This is a genomic window from Streptomyces seoulensis (assembly GCF_004328625.1).
Lineage (GTDB): Bacteria > Actinomycetota > Actinomycetes > Streptomycetales > Streptomycetaceae > Streptomyces > Streptomyces seoulensis.
The window spans coordinates 3084468-3098620 of the sequence record NZ_CP032229.1; the positions used below are offsets into that span (position 1 = coordinate 3084468).

General features: G+C 70.3%; 16 protein-coding genes. 7 read left to right on the plus strand and 9 right to left on the minus strand.

What is annotated here, in order from left to right; translation table 11 throughout:
* Positions 1 to 20 precede the first annotated feature (20 nt).
* On the plus strand, positions 21 to 926 hold the full coding sequence (locus D0Z67_RS14390; RefSeq protein ID WP_031179107.1) for a LysR family transcriptional regulator: 906 nt from the start codon (positions 21 to 23) through the stop codon (positions 924 to 926).
* 89 nt (positions 927 to 1015) lie between these two features.
* Positions 1016 to 1498 (plus strand): NUDIX domain-containing protein, encoded by a 483-nt coding sequence (locus D0Z67_RS14395; protein WP_031179106.1) that lies wholly within the window; start codon positions 1016 to 1018, stop codon positions 1496 to 1498.
* Positions 1499 to 1513: 15 nt separating this feature from the next.
* Here the strand turns inward: D0Z67_RS14395 and D0Z67_RS14400 are convergent, their stop codons facing one another.
* A complete protein-coding gene (locus tag D0Z67_RS14400; protein ID WP_420824436.1) occupies positions 1514 to 2854 on the minus strand; it encodes a globin domain-containing protein in 1341 nt (446 codons plus the stop codon).
* A gap of 193 nt (positions 2855 to 3047) precedes the next feature.
* Between D0Z67_RS14400 and D0Z67_RS14405 the strand changes: the two genes are divergently transcribed.
* Positions 3048 to 3914 carry a GNAT family N-acetyltransferase gene (locus D0Z67_RS14405; protein WP_031179104.1) on the plus strand — a complete coding sequence of 289 codons (867 nt, stop codon included), beginning with the start codon at positions 3048 to 3050 and terminating at the stop codon, positions 3912 to 3914.
* Positions 3915 to 3977: 63 nt separating this feature from the next.
* Here the strand turns inward: D0Z67_RS14405 and D0Z67_RS14410 are convergent, their stop codons facing one another.
* Together D0Z67_RS14410 and D0Z67_RS14415 are read right to left on the minus strand one after the other, a co-directional pair.
* A complete protein-coding gene (locus tag D0Z67_RS14410) occupies positions 3978 to 4397 on the minus strand; it encodes a GlcG/HbpS family heme-binding protein (protein ID WP_031179103.1) in 420 nt (139 codons plus the stop codon).
* Positions 4398 to 4484: 87 nt separating this feature from the next.
* Positions 4485 to 5690, minus strand: coding sequence for an MFS transporter (locus D0Z67_RS14415; RefSeq protein ID WP_031179102.1), 1206 nt, complete (start codon positions 5688 to 5690; stop codon positions 4485 to 4487).
* 143 nt (positions 5691 to 5833) lie between these two features.
* On the opposite strand from D0Z67_RS14415, the gene D0Z67_RS14420 reads away from it, so the two are divergent.
* Complete coding sequence (locus D0Z67_RS14420; RefSeq protein WP_031179101.1) at positions 5834 to 6292, plus strand: MarR family winged helix-turn-helix transcriptional regulator; 459 nt, start codon at positions 5834 to 5836, stop codon at positions 6290 to 6292.
* 10 nt (positions 6293 to 6302) lie between these two features.
* Complete coding sequence (locus D0Z67_RS14425) at positions 6303 to 6755, plus strand: GNAT family N-acetyltransferase (RefSeq protein ID WP_031179100.1); 453 nt, start codon at positions 6303 to 6305, stop codon at positions 6753 to 6755.
* Positions 6756 to 6817: 62 nt separating this feature from the next.
* Here D0Z67_RS14425 and D0Z67_RS14430 read toward each other — a convergent pair whose 3' ends face one another.
* Both D0Z67_RS14430 and dnaB read right to left on the minus strand, forming a co-directional pair.
* A complete protein-coding gene (locus tag D0Z67_RS14430; RefSeq protein ID WP_031179099.1) occupies positions 6818 to 8206 on the minus strand; it encodes a serine hydrolase domain-containing protein in 1389 nt (462 codons plus the stop codon).
* A gap of 61 nt (positions 8207 to 8267) precedes the next feature.
* Complete coding sequence (dnaB, locus tag D0Z67_RS14435) at positions 8268 to 9746, minus strand: replicative DNA helicase (RefSeq protein WP_031179098.1); 1479 nt, start codon at positions 9744 to 9746, stop codon at positions 8268 to 8270.
* Positions 9747 to 10206: 460 nt separating this feature from the next.
* Between dnaB and D0Z67_RS14440 the strand changes: the two genes are divergently transcribed.
* On the plus strand, positions 10207 to 11544 hold the full coding sequence (locus tag D0Z67_RS14440) for an MATE family efflux transporter (RefSeq protein ID WP_031179097.1): 1338 nt from the start codon (positions 10207 to 10209) through the stop codon (positions 11542 to 11544).
* Positions 11545 to 11692: 148 nt separating this feature from the next.
* On the opposite strand, the gene rplI is transcribed toward D0Z67_RS14440, so the two are convergent.
* The 4 genes from rplI to rpsF form a co-directional block, all read right to left on the minus strand.
* A complete protein-coding gene (gene rplI / locus D0Z67_RS14445) occupies positions 11693 to 12139 on the minus strand; it encodes a 50S ribosomal protein L9 (RefSeq protein WP_031179096.1) in 447 nt (148 codons plus the stop codon).
* Between the two features lie 17 nt (positions 12140 to 12156).
* Entirely contained in the window at positions 12157 to 12393 is a 237-nt protein-coding gene (gene rpsR, locus D0Z67_RS14450; RefSeq protein WP_003949403.1) for a 30S ribosomal protein S18, read from the minus strand.
* Between the two features lie 40 nt (positions 12394 to 12433).
* Positions 12434 to 13024: a single-stranded DNA-binding protein gene (locus tag D0Z67_RS14455; protein WP_031179095.1), complete on the minus strand. Its 591-nt coding sequence runs from the start codon at positions 13022 to 13024 to the stop codon at positions 12434 to 12436.
* A gap of 77 nt (positions 13025 to 13101) precedes the next feature.
* A complete protein-coding gene (rpsF, locus tag D0Z67_RS14460; protein WP_003975025.1) occupies positions 13102 to 13392 on the minus strand; it encodes a 30S ribosomal protein S6 in 291 nt (96 codons plus the stop codon).
* 273 nt (positions 13393 to 13665) lie between these two features.
* On the opposite strand from rpsF, the gene D0Z67_RS14465 reads away from it, so the two are divergent.
* Positions 13666 to 13983 carry a hypothetical protein gene (locus tag D0Z67_RS14465; RefSeq protein WP_031179094.1) on the plus strand — a complete coding sequence of 106 codons (318 nt, stop codon included), beginning with the start codon at positions 13666 to 13668 and terminating at the stop codon, positions 13981 to 13983.
* Positions 13984 to 14153 lie beyond the last annotated feature (170 nt).

Below are 14153 nucleotides of genomic sequence, written 5' to 3' on the forward strand. Positions count from 1 at the left end.
CAGGGAAAGGGGACCCCACCATGGACCTGGCCCTGCTGCGGACCTTCGTCACCGTGCACCGGGCCGGCTCCTTCACCCGCGCCGCCGCGCTGCTGGGCCTCTCCCAGCCCGCCGTGACCTCCCAGATCCGCACCCTGGAACGCCAGCTCGGCCGCCCCCTCTTCCTGCGGCAGGCGCGCGGGGTGACCCCCACGACCATCGGCGACGAACTCGCCCACAAGGCCGCGCCCCATCTCGACGCCCTGGTGGAGATAGCCGAGAGCGGGCTGGACGACGAGTCCTCGCTGCGCACCCTGCATCTGGCCGGACCTCCGGAGTTCACCACCGAGCGCGCCCTGCCCGCCCTGACGGAGCTGACCGGTGCCGACGGCCAGGGCTTCGCCCTCCGCGCCTGCTTCGGCACGGCGGAAGAGGTCTTGGAAGGGCTGGCGGCGGGCCATCATGAGCTGGCCATCAGCACGGTCCGGCCGCGCGGGGCCCTGCTGAGCGCGAGCCCGCTCTGCGACGAGGAGCACGTGCTGGTCGCCGCGCCGCGCTGGGCCGAGCGGATCGGGCCGGAGGCGCTGCGGCGGACGGGGGCGGCCGCGCTGAAGAACTTGCCGGTGATCGAAGTCCACGAGTCGCTGCCCTTCGTCTCGCGCTACTGGGCCTCCGTGTTCGACACGCGTCCAGGGGCCTCGGGGACGGTCATCGTGCCGGACCTGCGGGCGGTATTGGCCTGTGCGGCCTCGGGGGCGGGACTCGCGGTGCTGCCCCGGTACCTGTGCACGGCCGCGCTCGACCGGGCCGAGGTGGTTCTGCTGCACGACCCGGCCGTGCCGCCGCTGCGGACCTACTTCCTGGTGGTGCGCACCGGCTCGCTGGCGCTGCCGCATGTCGGTCGGGCGCACGAGTGGCTCCAGCGGGCCGCCTCGCGGTGGTGCTGACCGGGCATTCCTCCGCGAATGTCTCCTCACGGTGAGTCCGGGGCCGCCCGCGATGTTTCACGTGGAACCGGTCGGGCCACATTGTTCCCATGACCGTCCGACCCGTGGTCAAGCGCACCGCCCGCGCCGTTCTGCTGGACGGTGACGACCTGATCCTGATCAAGCGCACCAAGCCCGGCGTCGATCCCTACTGGGTCACCCCCGGTGGCGGCGTCGAGCCCGAGGACCCGACCGTCGTCGACGCCCTGCACCGCGAGGTGTACGAGGAACTCGGCGCCAAGATCTCCGATGTCGTGCCCTGCTTCGTGGACACCGTGGAGCACATCGGCGAGGACGGCGGGGCGACCGGGGTGAAGGTCCAGCACTTCTTCGTCTGCCGCCTGGAGTCCATGGACCCCGCGCTCCGCCACGGTCCCGAGGTGGAGGAGCCGGCCGGGGAGTACGACATCGTCCGCATCCCGTTCACCCGGGTCGGCATCGCCTCCGTCCACCTCGTCCCGCTGTCGTTGCGGCACTATCTGGACGGCAACATCGAAGGTGTCCGCGCCATGCACGCCCCCGATCTGGGCTGATCGTCACGCGCTCGCTCAGGAGCCGCTGATCACCAGATCCTCGACGGGGTCGTGGCGTATGCGGGGTGCCGGAACGCCGAGTGCCTGCAACGCGGAGACACCGCTACGGATCATGCCGGGCGGGCCGGAGAGGTACGCGTCGTAGTCCCGCCAGGGACCGCTCGCCCGCACCGCGTCGTGGAGGTGGCGGTCCTCCCGGTCGATGACCGAGCGGACGGATATCCAGGAGTGGGCCTGCCGCAGCCGGAGCAGGGTGTCGATGTCGTACAGGTCGTGGTCGTGACGGGCGCCGTAGAAGACCTCGACCGGGCGGCGGGCGCCGTGTTCGGCGACCTCCTCGACCATGGCCTTGATCGGGGCTATCCCGGTGCCGCCGCCCAGGCAGAGCAGGCCGCTGTCGGTGGCGTGGTCCACGTTCATCGAGCCGACCGGCGGCCCGAGGCGCACCACGTCACCGGGGCAGGCGCGGTGCACCAGGGCGTTGGAGACCCAGCCGGCCGGGACCGCCCGCACATGGAAGGTGAGCAGCCCGTCGGCGCGGGGCGCCGAGGCGAAGGAGTAGTGCCGCCAGACACGCGGCCACCAGGGCGTCTCGACGCTCGCGTACTGCCCGGCCAGGAAGGGGTACGGCTGGTCGGGGCGCAGCGTGATCACGGCGACGTCGGGCGTCCGCAGATCGTGGGTCACGACCTCGGCGTGCCACCAGGGCGGCGCGTCCCGCCCGTCGGCCTCGGCGGCCTCGGTCATGACCTGGGAGATGGTCGCGTAGACGCGGCCCCAGGCCGCCTCCGCCTGCGGGTTCCAGGTGTGGGTGGCGTAGGTGCTCAGGGCGCCGATCAGACACGCGCCCACGGCCGGGTAGTGCTCGGGCCGGGTGCCGTACTTGCGGTGGCCCCGGCCGAGGTTGCGCAGATAGTCGAGGAGTACCGGGGTGTTGTCGATGTGCTCAGCGGCGGTGAGCAGGGCCCGCAGCAGCCGGTCCCGCTGGGTGTCCATCGCGGGCGGGAACAGGGGGCGCAGCTCCGGGTGGCGGACGAAGAGCAGGGCGTAGAAGTACGAGGTCACCTTGTCGGCCAGGGGTGCGATCTCCGCCATCGTGCGGCGGATGAGCAGCGCGTCCCAGGAGGTCTGCGGGCGGGGTGGCGCCGGGTGTGGACCGGCCGCGTGCCGTGGCCGTCGGCCGACGCCGTTCGCCGTGCCGTCGTCCCGCGATGGGGTGGCCGGAGCTTCCATGTGTGCCCTCGCTCGCACTCCTGCGGCGGTCTGCGCTTTCCCCCTCGGAAGCGCGTGATCCCCGCCGGGGCGGAGGACCGCAGCACTCGTTCCGCAGCGTGGCATCGCCGCAAGGTGCCACATCCCATTACCCGGAAAGACGGCTCTTGGCGGGCTTCGCCCGATTACGCTGTTGACCGCCACGACAGGCCGACGTTTCACGTGAAACAGCGTCGGCCGTCAGTGGTTTGCTCCAAGCGGAGAATCTGGCCGGAAGCGGTAAGAGGTCTCCGAATCCGGTGGACGCGAGGGGTGCGGTTCGGACAACCTGACCGGCGTGCCGATCTCTTCACTCGCCGCGCTGCCCATCCGCCGTCTGACTCTGCGCGATCTCACCGCCTGCGCCGATCTGTCCCAGGACCGGGGATGGCCCCGCGAGGAACACAAATGGGGGCTGCTGCTCACCGCGGGCCACGGCTACGGCATCGACGCCCCCGAAGGTGGCCTGGTCGCCGCGTGCGTCGTCATGGAGTACGGCCCCGGGCAACGGGTGGACCTGAGTGCGATCGGCATGGTCCTTGTCGCCGAGCGCCATTCCCGTCAGGGCGTGGGACGCCGTCTGATGCGGCACGTCGTGGCGGCCATGGACGGTACGCCGTTGACCCTGCATGCCACCCCGCTGGGCCGTCCGCTCTACGAGGAGCTCGGCTTCAAGACCGTGGGCCGAGCGGAGATGCTCATGGGGCGCTTCAGGCCGGACGAATCGGAGCCGTCCGTGCCGACGCGGGCCGCGACCGCCGAGGACCTTCCCTCGATCCTCCGTCTCGACGCCGAGGTCTTCGGCGTCGACCGCACCCCGGTTCTGGTCCGGCTGCCCGCCTTCGCCGATCAGGTACGTGTGGCGGAGGAGGACGGCCGGATCATCGGGTACGCCGCCGCGTGGCCCAGCATGCGGACCCATGTCATCGGCCCCCTGATCGCCCGCGACACGGAGACGGCCAAGGCCCTCGTCGAGTCGCTCGCGGCCGGCACCGACCGCCCGCTCCGTACCGATGTGGACGCGCGCCATGAGGAGTTGCTGGTCTGGGCGAAGGCCCGGGGGCTGGCGCCGGTGATGTCGAACGCCGTCATGATGCTCGGCGCGCCCGGTGTGCCGGGGGACTGGACCCGGAGGTTCGCACCGCTGACGGTGGCCGCGGGCTGAATCCCGGCATGGCGAAGGCCCCCGCGATACGGCGGGGGCCTTCGCCATGTGTGCGCGGTTCGCTCAGACCAGGGCGGTCAAGGCCTCGGTGGCGAAGCCGTGGTCCTGCTCGGGCGCACCGCCGCCGACGCCGATCGCGCCGATCAGCCGGCCGTCGCGGTGGACGGGGACGCCACCGGCGATGAACAGGAGCGGGCGGTCCAGGGCGGTCGGCAGTGTGTGGAAGAGGCCGCCGGGCTGCACGGCGTCGACCAGATCGGCGGTCGGCGCGTCGAGCTGGAGCGCGGTGTACGCCTTGCGGGTGCTGGTCTCGCCGGAGATCAGCACGGCCCGGTCGTCCCGGCGGAAGGCGAGCAGGTGGCCACCGGCGTCCAGCACGGTGACGCTGACGGTGACACCGGCGTCTTCGGCCGCACGCCGGGCGGTGGCGATGAGCAGTTCGGCGTCCTCGATGGTGAGCGGCGCGAAGGTGGTGGTGCTCATGGCGGGGTCTCCTTGGGAGTTTCTGAGGTGGGGTCGTCCGAGCCGGGGTTCCTCACCGGCCCGGACGAGGTCTGGGAACTGCCGGCCTCAGCGGCGGGCGGGCTCCGGCATGGCGGGCGTGTCGGAGGCGAGCACGGCGCCGGACCGGGATCCGCGGCGCTCCAAGGCGGCCGACAGGACGGCCAGCACCAGGGCTGCCGCGGCGAGGACGGCTCCGACCCAGTTGGGGGCCGTGTAGCCGAACCCGGCCGCGATGACCATGCCGCCGAGCCAGGCGGACAGGGCGTTGCCCAGGTTGAAGGCGCCGATGTTCACGGCCGAGGCGAGCGTCGGAGCGCCGTGCGCCTGGTCCAGGACCCGCTTCTGGAGCGGCGGGACGGTGGCGAAACCGAGGGCGCCGATCAGCGCGATGGTCACGGCGGCCGCGATCTTGTTGTGCGCGGTGAGCGTGAAGAGCGCGAGCACCACGGCCAGGGCGCCGAGTGACACGTAGAGCATCGGCATCAGGGCGCGGTCGGCGAACTTGCCGCCGATCAGGTTGCCGCCGACCATGCCGAGGCCGAACAGGACCAGCAGCCAGGTGACGGAGCCGTCGGCGAAACCGGCGACATGGGTCATCATCGGCGCGATGTAGGTGATGGCGGCGAAGACTCCGCCGAAGCCGAGCACCGTCATCGCCATGGCGAGCAGGACCTGGGCGTTCTTGAAGGCGGCCAGCTCATGCCGCAGACGCACGCCCTCGGGCCTCGGCACCTCGGGTACGAGCTTCGCGATGCCCGCGAGGCCGACGACGCCCAGGACGGCGACGATGGCGAAGGTCACCCGCCAGCCGATCTGCTGCCCGATGAGCGTGCCCAGCGGGACGCCGACCACATTGGCGACGGTGAGCCCGGTGAACATCATGGCGATGGCGCCGGCCTTCTTCTGCGGTGCCACCAGTTCGGCCGCGACGACCGACCCGATGCCGAAGAAGGCGCCGTGGGCGAGGGACGCGACCACCCGGCCGATCAGCATGACCGCGAAGACGGGGGCGACGGCGGAGAGCAGGTTCCCGGCGATGAACAGGCCCATCAGCAGCATCAGCATCCGCTTGCGCGGGACCTTGGTACCGAGCACGGTCATCAGCGGGGCGCCGATCACCACGCCGAGGGCGTAGCCGGTGACGAGCAGGCCCGCCGTGGGGATGGAGACCCCGAAGTCACCCGCGACCTGGGGCAGCAGGCCCATGATCACGAACTCGGTCGTCCCGATTCCGAAGGCCCCGATCGCCAGGGCCAGAAGCGCGAGAGGCATGAGGGGGTAGACCTTCCCAAACGATTGCAGGAGCGCTTTGCGTGCTTCCACAATAGTTGCAGACGCGGGTTAAATGCAATCGCCGGATATTGCGGCCGTGCTCTACCCTGGAATCCGGCCGCTCCGGGACGGAGGAACACCCAATGACAGCGACGGACCCCGCGCTCACCGCCCTCGCGCAGGGCTGGTGCGCCCTGTCTCTGCTGCACGGAAGGATCGAGGCGCACATCGAGCGCGCCCTCCAGACGCAGCACGAGCTGAGCGTGCGCGAGTACTCCCTGCTCGACGTGCTCAGCAGGCAGCACGACGGTGACGGCGGCCACCTCCAGATGAAGCAGGTCGCCGACGCCGTCGTCCTCAGCCAGAGCGCCACCACCCGGCTGGTGACCCGCCTGGAGGACCGTGGCCTGCTGGAGCGCTACCTGTGCCCCACCGACCGCCGTGGCATCTACACCAACGTCACCGAGGCCGGCCTCGAGCTGCTGGAGAAGGCGCGTCCGACCAACGACGCGGCGCTGCGCGAGGCGCTGGACACGGCGGCGCAGAACCCCGAACTCGCCCCGCTGGTCAGGGCTGTGGAGTCGCTGCACGTCCCCGCATAGGCTGCGGGCCATGACCGACCTCGACATACGGCCCGCGACCCCGGACGACATCCCGGCGATCGTGGCCCTGCTCGCCGACGACCCCCTGGGCGCCCAGCGCGAGTCCCCCGACGACCTGACGCCCTACCTGGCGGCGTTCGAGCGACTGGACACCGACCCCAACCAGCACCTCGTCGTGGCGGTCCGCGCCGGCCGGGTGATCGGGACGCTCCAGCTCACGATCATCCCGGGGCTCTCCCGCCAGGGCGCGACCCGCTCCCTCATCGAGGCCGTACGGATTCACGCGGACGAGCGCGGCAGCGGACTGGGCGGCGAGCTGATCCAGTGGGCCGTCGACACCTCCCGCCGCCTCGGCTGCCAACTGGTGCAGCTCACCTCGGACAAGAAGCGCACCGACGCCCACCGCTTCTACGAGCGGCTGGGCTTCACGGCCTCACACGAAGGCTTCAAGCTGAGCCTCTGACTGCGCGGTTGATGCACGAAGGGCCCTGTTTCACGTGAAACAGGGCCCTTCGTGCATGGCTGCTAGGCCTGGGCGATCCCCCGCCAGCCCTCCGCGTCGACTCCACCGGGCACGGGAGCCCCCTCCTCGTACGGCTGACGCGTGAACACGAACGAGCCGAGGTCCAGGTGGCTCACCCTTCCGTCCGACCGCCGTACGGCCTCCAGCACCTCCCCGGCGTAGTAGCCCTCCAGCCCGGTCCAGGTGCCGTCACCGTTCGCCCGGAACCGGGTGCGGCGGCCGCCGCCGGCCAGCGGGCCCAGCGTGATGCCCTCGGCCAGGACCCGCAGGACGTAGGGGTGCGTGCCCCAGTACCAGGGCCCGGCCAACTCCAGCACCGCGGAATCGACTTCAGGCAGGGGGCGCCACGGTTCGGGAATGCGCGGTTCGGCCTCGGCGACGATGCGGACGAGGTCGGCGGCCACCACGCCGACCGCGGGGCCGCTGGTGCAGTTGGCCAGCACCACCGCCGCCACGTCGTCCGCCACGCTGAACGTGAGGGTGGCCACGAAACCCGGCAGCGAACCGGAGTGCCCGGCGAACAGCCGTCCGTCCCGGTGCTGGATCTGGAGCCCGAGACCGTACGTGGCGCCGTCCACCACGTCGGCGGGCTCGGCGGGTGCGGCGGGCGTGCGCATCTCCCGCACCGACTCGGCGCTCAGTACCCGGTCGTCCCCCTGCATCAGGAAGGCGGCGAAGCGGGCGAGGTCGCCCGTGGTGGACCAGAGCTGGCCGGCCGGGGCCATCAGGCCGAGGTCCTCCAGCGGCTCGGGCAGCAGCGCGTCGGCCCAGGGATGCACCGCCCAGCCGCCCGCGTGCGGCGCTTCGGGCTGGGCGCTGGTGCGGCGGAGCCCGAGGGGCAGGAGCACCTCGTCCCGCAGCACCTGCTCCCAGGGGGCGCCACGCAGTTCCGCCACCAGGGCGCCGAGCAGGGTGTAGCCGGGGTTGGAGTAGTGGTGGCGCCGGCCGGCCGGGTGCAGCAGGGGCTTCTCGCCGAGTACGTCACCCAGTGCGGGGCGCGTCGAGCCCGGGGTCCGTTCCCACCAGGGCGCGGGCGACTCGGCGGTCAACCCGGCGGTGTGCGCCAGCAGTTCGGCGATGGTCGCCTCTCCGGCGCCGGTGCCCGGCAGGTGCTTCTCCAGCGGGTCACCGAGGTCGAGCACGCCCTCGTCCCGCAGCCGTAGCACCAGGACGGCGGTGAAGGTCTTGGTGATGGAGCCGATCCGGTACTGCACGTCCTCGTCCGGCCCGTGCCCCTCCACCGAGGTCCGCGCTCCGTGCCACACCACCCGTCCCCCGCGCACGACCGCGGCCATGAGCGACGGCGCCCGCCCCTCGGCCTGCGCGACGGCGATCCGGTGCGTCAACGCCCGGCGCGTCACCGGAAGCAGCTCTTCGTCCCATGTCGTCATGTGCCCAGTCCACCTGCTGAGCCGGGTTACGTCGAATGCATTCGGCCGCCCAGCGCGCGGGTCAGGTCTGGGCCATGTCCACGAAGCGGGAGTAGTGGCCCTGGAAGGCGACGGTGATGGTGGCTGTTGGGCCGTTTCGGTGCTTGGCGACGATCAGGTCGGCCTCGCCCGCGCGGGGGGACTCCTTCTCGTAGGCGTCCTCGCGGTGCAGCAGGATGACCATGTCGGCGTCCTGCTCGATGGAGCCCGACTCACGCAGGTCGGAGACCATGGGCTTCTTGTCGGTGCGCTGCTCGGGACCACGGTTGAGCTGCGAGAGCGCGATGACCGGGATCTCCAGCTCCTTGGCGAGCAGCTTGAGGTTACGGGACATGTCCGAGACCTCCTGCTGCCGGCTCTCGGCCCGCTTGGAGCCACCGGACTGCATGAGCTGGAGGTAGTCGATGACGACCAGCTTCAGGTCGTTGCGCTGCTTGAGGCGGCGGCACTTCGCGCGGATCTCCATCATCGACAGGTTCGGGGAGTCGTCGATGTAGAGCGGCGCGGCCGACACGTCCGGCATCCGGCGGGCCAGGCGCGTCCAGTCCTCGTCGGTCATCGTGCCGGAGCGCATGTGGTGCAGGGCGACCCGGGCCTCGGCGGACAGCAGACGCATGGCGATCTCGTTGCGGCCCATTTCGAGCGAGAAGACCACGCTGGGCAGGTTGTGCTTGATCGACGCGGCCCGCGCGAAGTCCAGTGCGAGCGTCGACTTACCCATGGCGGGGCGCGCCGCGATGACGATCATCTGGCCGGGGTGCAGGCCGTTGGTCAGCGAATCGAAGTCGGTGAACCCGGTGGGCACACCGGTCATCTCGCCGCTGCGCGAGCCGATCGCCTCGATCTCGTCGAGGGCGCCCTCCATGATGTCGCCGAGCGGCAGGTAGTCCTCGCTGGTGCGCTGCTCGGTGACCGCGTAGATCTCGGCCTGGGCGCTGTTGACGATCTCGTCGACGTCGCCGTCGGCCGCGTATCCCATCTGCGTGATGCGGGTGCCGGCCTCCACCAGGCGGCGCAGGACGGCACGCTCGTGGACGATCTCCGCGTAGTACTCGGCGTTGGCCGCGGTCGGCACCGTCTGGACGAGGGTGTGCAGATAGGCGGCGCCGCCCACCTTGTTGATCTCGCCGCGTTTGGTGAGTTCGGCCGCGATGGTGATGGGGTCGGCCGGCTCGCCCTTGGCGTAGATGTCGAGGATCGCCGTGTAGATCGTCTCGTGCGCCGGCTTGTAGAAGTCGTGGCCCTTGAGGATCTCGACCACGTCGGCGATGGCGTCCTTGGACAGCAGCATGCCGCCCAGCACGGACTGCTCGGCGTCCAGGTCCTGCGGCGGCACCCGTTCGAAGGCGGACCCGCCTTCCCAGCCGCCGTTCTCCTGGCCGCGCTCGTGCTGGTCGTCACGGCCGCCGCGGCCGGAGTCACCGCGGCGCCGGGAGGCGGGGAGACGATCGCTGGGACCGCTGTCGGCCCACGGATCGTCCAAGGGCTCGGAAATGCTCACCGAGCCACCTCCTCCCGTCCGCCGGAGCGGACCTCGCCATGCCCTCTGTTCTACGGCACGGCACTGACAAAATAAGAGGCCCAACTCCGCTTCCGGCGCGTCGGATATGTGACGTTTCCACGGCCGGGAGAGGGAGCGGGCGCCGGACCACGGTAGGCCCCCCGGCACCGTCAGCCAATCTGGTTATCCACAGGCCATGTGGACGACGGTCCATATGCTGTGGAGAACTCCCCGAAACCTGTGCACGACCCGGTGGACAGCCCTGTGAACAAGACCTCGCCCTTCCCGACAGGACGGCACTGACCTGCATCTTTGTCACACACCGGCTGTGCAGAAGAAAAACTTTCCCAGTCGGACCAAGATCAGCTCGAACGCCGCACGAAACCTTGCGCCCCGGAAACGAAAGTAAGGGTCAGAAGGCAGTTGTATCTCTTACCTGTGGACGATTAGATTGATGCGCATGACACAGGCTCCCGCGATCCCCAAGGCCACCCGGCGGCGTCACGACCGGGAGATCGTGGCGCTCGCCGTTCCGGCCTTCGGCGCACTGGTCGCCGAGCCCCTCTTCGTCATGGCCGACAGCGCGATCGTCGGCCATCTCGGCACCGCGCAGCTCGCCGGCCTCGGCGTGGCCTCCGCCCTCCTCACCACCGCGGTGAGCATCTTCGTCTTCCTCGCCTACGCCACCACGGCGGCCGTCGCCCGCCGGGTCGGCGCGGGTGACCTGCGGGCCGCGATCCGTCAGGGCATGGACGGCATCTGGCTGGCCCTGCTCATCGGCGCCGCCGTCATCGCCGTCGTCGTCCCCCTCGCCCCCGGCATCGTGGACCTCTTCGGCGCCTCCGCCACCGCCGCGCCCTACGCCACCACCTATCTGCGTATCTCCGCCCTCGGCATCCCGGCCATGCTGGCCGTCCTGGCCGCCACCGGCGTGCTGCGGGGACTCCAGAACACCCGGACCCCGCTGTACGTGGCGATCGGAGGCTTCATCGCCAACGCCGCCCTGAACGCGGTACTCGTCTACGGCGCCGGGCTCGGCATCGCCGGGTCCGCCTGGGGCACCGTGATCGCGCAGTGCGGGATGGCCGCGGTCTATCTCTGGGTGGTCGTCCGGGGTGCGCGCCGCCACGGGGCCTCTCTCCGGCCGGACCTCGCCGGCATCCGCGCCTCGGCGCAGGCAGGCGTGCCGCTGCTGGTGCGCACGCTGTCCCTGCGGGCCATCCTCATGATCGCCACCGCGATGGCGGCCCGGCTCGGGGACGCGGACATCGCCGCCCATCAGATCGTGCTGTCCCTGTGGAGCCTGCTGGCCTTCGCCCTGGACGCGATCGCCATCGCCGGACAGGCGATCATCGGCCGCTATCTCGGCGCCGACGACGCACCCGGCGCCCGTGCGGCCTGCCGCCGCATGGTGCAGTGGGGCATCGCCACCGGAGTCGTCCTCGGTCTGCTGGTGGTGGCCGCGCGACCGCTCTTCCTGCCGCTGTTCACCAGTGACGCCGGGGTCAAGGACGTGGCACTGCCGGCGCTGCTGGTGGTGGCCCTCTCCCAGCCCATCTGCGGCATCGTCTTCGTCCTGGACGGCGTGCTGATGGGTGCCGGTGACGGCCCCTATCTGGCCTGGGCCATGGTGGTCACCCTGGCGGTGTTCGCCCCGGTCGCGCTGCTCGTGCCGACGCTGGGCGGCGGTCTCACCGCGATCTGGGCAGCCATGACGCTGATGATGACGGTGCGGATGGTGACCCTCTGGCTGCGCGCCCGCTCCGGCCGCTGGATCGTGACGGGCGCGACCCGCTGACCGTTTCACGTGAAACGTGCCCAGTTCACAGCGCCCGGTGCCCGGTGCCTCCACGAGCCGGCCAGGCCCTGAGCGCATGAGAAAGGGGCCGCATCCTCGAAAGGATGCGGCCCCTCACCAGCTCATACGAGCCGAGCGGTCACGGCGATCAGGCCGCGACGACCTCGAGGGTCACCTTGGCGGCAACCTCGGGGTGCAGACGCACGGACGTCTCGTAGGCGCCCAGGGTCTTGATCGGAGCGGTCAGCTCGATGCGGCGCTTGTCGACCTCGGGGCCACCGGAAGCCTTGATCGCGGAAGCGATGTCGGCCGGGGTGACGGAACCGAAGAGACGACCGGCGTCGCCGGAGCGGACGGCCAGACGGACCTTGACACCCTCGAGCTGGCCCTTGATCTGGTTGGCCTGCTCGATGGTCTGGATCTCGTGGATCTTGCGGGCGCGACGGATCTGCGCCACGTCCTGCTCGCCACCCTTGGTCCAGCGGATAGCGAACTTCCGCGGGATCAGGTAGTTGCGGGCGTACCCGTCCTTGACGTCGACGACCTCGCCGGCGGCACCGAGGCCGGAGACCTCGTGGGTGAGGATGATCTTCATGTGTAGGTCACCCTTCCTTAGCGCGCGGTGGACGTGTAGGGCAGCAGCGCCATCTCACGGCTGTTCTTGACGGCCGTGGCGACGTCACGCTGGTGCTGCGTGCAGTTGCCGGTCACGCGGCGGGCACGGATCTTGCCGCGGTCGGAAATGAACTTCCGCAGCATGTTCGTGTCCTTGTAGTCCACGTACGTGACCTTGTCCTTGCAGAAAGCGCAGACCTTCTTCTTAGGCTTGCGCACAGGCGGCTTCGCCATGGTGTTTCTCCTGTGTGATCAAGAAGTGGGATGCGAGCCCTTAGAAGGGGGGCTCGTCCGAGTAGCCGCCACCGCTGCCGCCGGAGCCGGAACCGCCGCCCCAGCCGCCGCCACCCTGGTTGCCACCGGCGGGAGCGCCGGAAGCCCACGGGTCGTCGGCCTGGGCACCGCCCTGGTTGCCGCCGCCGGAGCCACCGCCCCAGCCGCCACCACCCTGGCCCTGGTTGCCACCGCCGCCGTAACCGCCCTGGCCGCCGCGGGCGCCGCCGGAGGTCTTGGTGACCTTCGCCGTCGCGTTGCGCAGGCTGGGGCCGACTTCCTCGACGTCCAGCTCGTAGACCGTGCGCTTGACACCCTCGCGGTCCTCGTACGACCGCTGCTTCAGCCGGCCCTGCACGATGACGCGCATGCCTCGCTGGAGCGACTCCGCGACGTTCTCCGCCGCTTGACGCCAGACCGAGCAGGTCAGGAACAGGCTCTCGCCGTCCTTCCACTCATTGGTCTGCCGGTCGAAGGTGCGGGGAGTGGACGCGACGCGGAACTTTGCGACCGCCGCACCGGAAGGGGTGAAGCGCAGCTCGGGGTCGTCGACAAGATTGCCGACGACCGTGATGACGGTCTCGCCTGCCATGGGGAACCTCTCGGCGGGATTGCTCTGGCTGCTTGGTTGCTGCTACTCGAATCCCGAGATCAGCTGAGCGGAAAAGCTCAGTGCATCTCGGGGCGGAGGACCTTGGTCCGGAGGACCGACTCGTTCAGGTTCATCTGGCGGTCGAGCTCCTTGACGACCGCAGGCTCGGCCTGCAGGTCGATGACCGAGTAGATGCCCTCAGGCTTCTTCTTGATCTCGTACGAGAGACGACGACGGCCCCAGGTGTCGACCTTTTCCACCTTGCCGCCGCCATCGCGGACGACAGAGAGGAAGTTCTCGATCAGCGGGGAGACAGAACGCTCCTCGAGATCGGGGTCGAGGATGACCATCACCTCGTAGTGACGCATGTGGAACCCACCTCCTTTGGACTCAGCGGCCACGGTCGTTCCGTGGCAGGAGGGTCGTGATGCGTACGCAACGGTATCGGCCGCCACTGACAATCGAAGGTTCCGCGAGAACCGTCCACAGTGGGCCGCCACGGGCCAGGGCAGACACCGGTGCAGACGTTACAGACTACCCGCCCACCCGCTTCCGGTTGAAATCCGGCCCGGGGAGCCCGCAATCTGTACACATCGGGTGTGTAGGGCGCTACAGTGCGCCGCGATCCGCAGGAGGTCCTCATGACCCAGGCATTGCGACCGACCACCGCCGGCTCCCTCTTGGCCAGTGACGGCAAGCCCCATCCCCTCCAGGACACCCTGACGGTGGTGACGCTCGTCCTGGGTCTGCTGGCCTTCGTCACCTGCTTCATCGACGGCCTCCACCTGGTGGCCTCCTGGGCCGGCCTGATCGGCCTGATCACCGGTGCCTACGGGCAGTGGATCTCGATCACCACCCGGGAGCGCTTCGGCCTGATCATCGGGCTCGGTGCCTCCGGGGTCGGCTTCCTCATCGGCATGGCCAACGGCGGCCTGTTCGGCGGTCTCATCGGCGGCTGACCCCACCCGGCCGCCCGTTCGCGACGGCAGCACGAGCACCTGGAACGTTCCGGTCCGCCGACGGGCCGGAACACCGGTGCCGCACGCCCCATTCGGGGCGCTCGCAGGGCGCAGTAGGCTTCGGCGCGAGAGCCGGAGCCCCTGATCCCATGGGGACACACCAGCCCGAG

What these genes read in the sequence shown, in the direction of transcription:
- D0Z67_RS14400 (WP_420824436.1), bottom strand. Translation starts at nt 2,854, where the DNA reads ATGTGGCACCTTGCGGCGATGCCACGCTGCGGAACGAGTGCTGCGGTC.
- D0Z67_RS14415 (WP_031179102.1), bottom strand. Translation starts at nt 5,690, where the DNA reads ATGCCTCTCGCGCTTCTGGCCCTGGCGATCGGGGCCTTCGGAATCGGG.
- rpsF (WP_003975025.1), bottom strand. Translation starts at nt 13,392, where the DNA reads ATGCGTCACTACGAGGTGATGGTCATCCTCGACCCCGATCTCGAGGAG.
- rpsR (WP_003949403.1), bottom strand. Translation starts at nt 12,393, where the DNA reads ATGGCGAAGCCGCCTGTGCGCAAGCCTAAGAAGAAGGTCTGCGCTTTC.
- D0Z67_RS14425 (WP_031179100.1), top strand. Translation starts at nt 6,303, where the DNA reads ATGACCGACCTCGACATACGGCCCGCGACCCCGGACGACATCCCGGCG.
- D0Z67_RS14395 (WP_031179106.1), top strand. Translation starts at nt 1,016, where the DNA reads ATGACCGTCCGACCCGTGGTCAAGCGCACCGCCCGCGCCGTTCTGCTG.
- D0Z67_RS14455 (WP_031179095.1), bottom strand. Translation starts at nt 13,024, where the DNA reads ATGGCAGGCGAGACCGTCATCACGGTCGTCGGCAATCTTGTCGACGAC.
- D0Z67_RS14410 (WP_031179103.1), bottom strand. Translation starts at nt 4,397, where the DNA reads ATGAGCACCACCACCTTCGCGCCGCTCACCATCGAGGACGCCGAACTG.
- D0Z67_RS14430 (WP_031179099.1), bottom strand. Translation starts at nt 8,206, where the DNA reads ATGACGACATGGGACGAAGAGCTGCTTCCGGTGACGCGCCGGGCGTTG.
- rplI (WP_031179096.1), bottom strand. Translation starts at nt 12,139, where the DNA reads ATGAAGATCATCCTCACCCACGAGGTCTCCGGCCTCGGTGCCGCCGGC.
- D0Z67_RS14465 (WP_031179094.1), top strand. Translation starts at nt 13,666, where the DNA reads ATGACCCAGGCATTGCGACCGACCACCGCCGGCTCCCTCTTGGCCAGT.
- D0Z67_RS14420 (WP_031179101.1), top strand. Translation starts at nt 5,834, where the DNA reads ATGACAGCGACGGACCCCGCGCTCACCGCCCTCGCGCAGGGCTGGTGC.
- D0Z67_RS14440 (WP_031179097.1), top strand. Translation starts at nt 10,207, where the DNA reads ATGACACAGGCTCCCGCGATCCCCAAGGCCACCCGGCGGCGTCACGAC.
- D0Z67_RS14390 (WP_031179107.1), top strand. Translation starts at nt 21, where the DNA reads ATGGACCTGGCCCTGCTGCGGACCTTCGTCACCGTGCACCGGGCCGGC.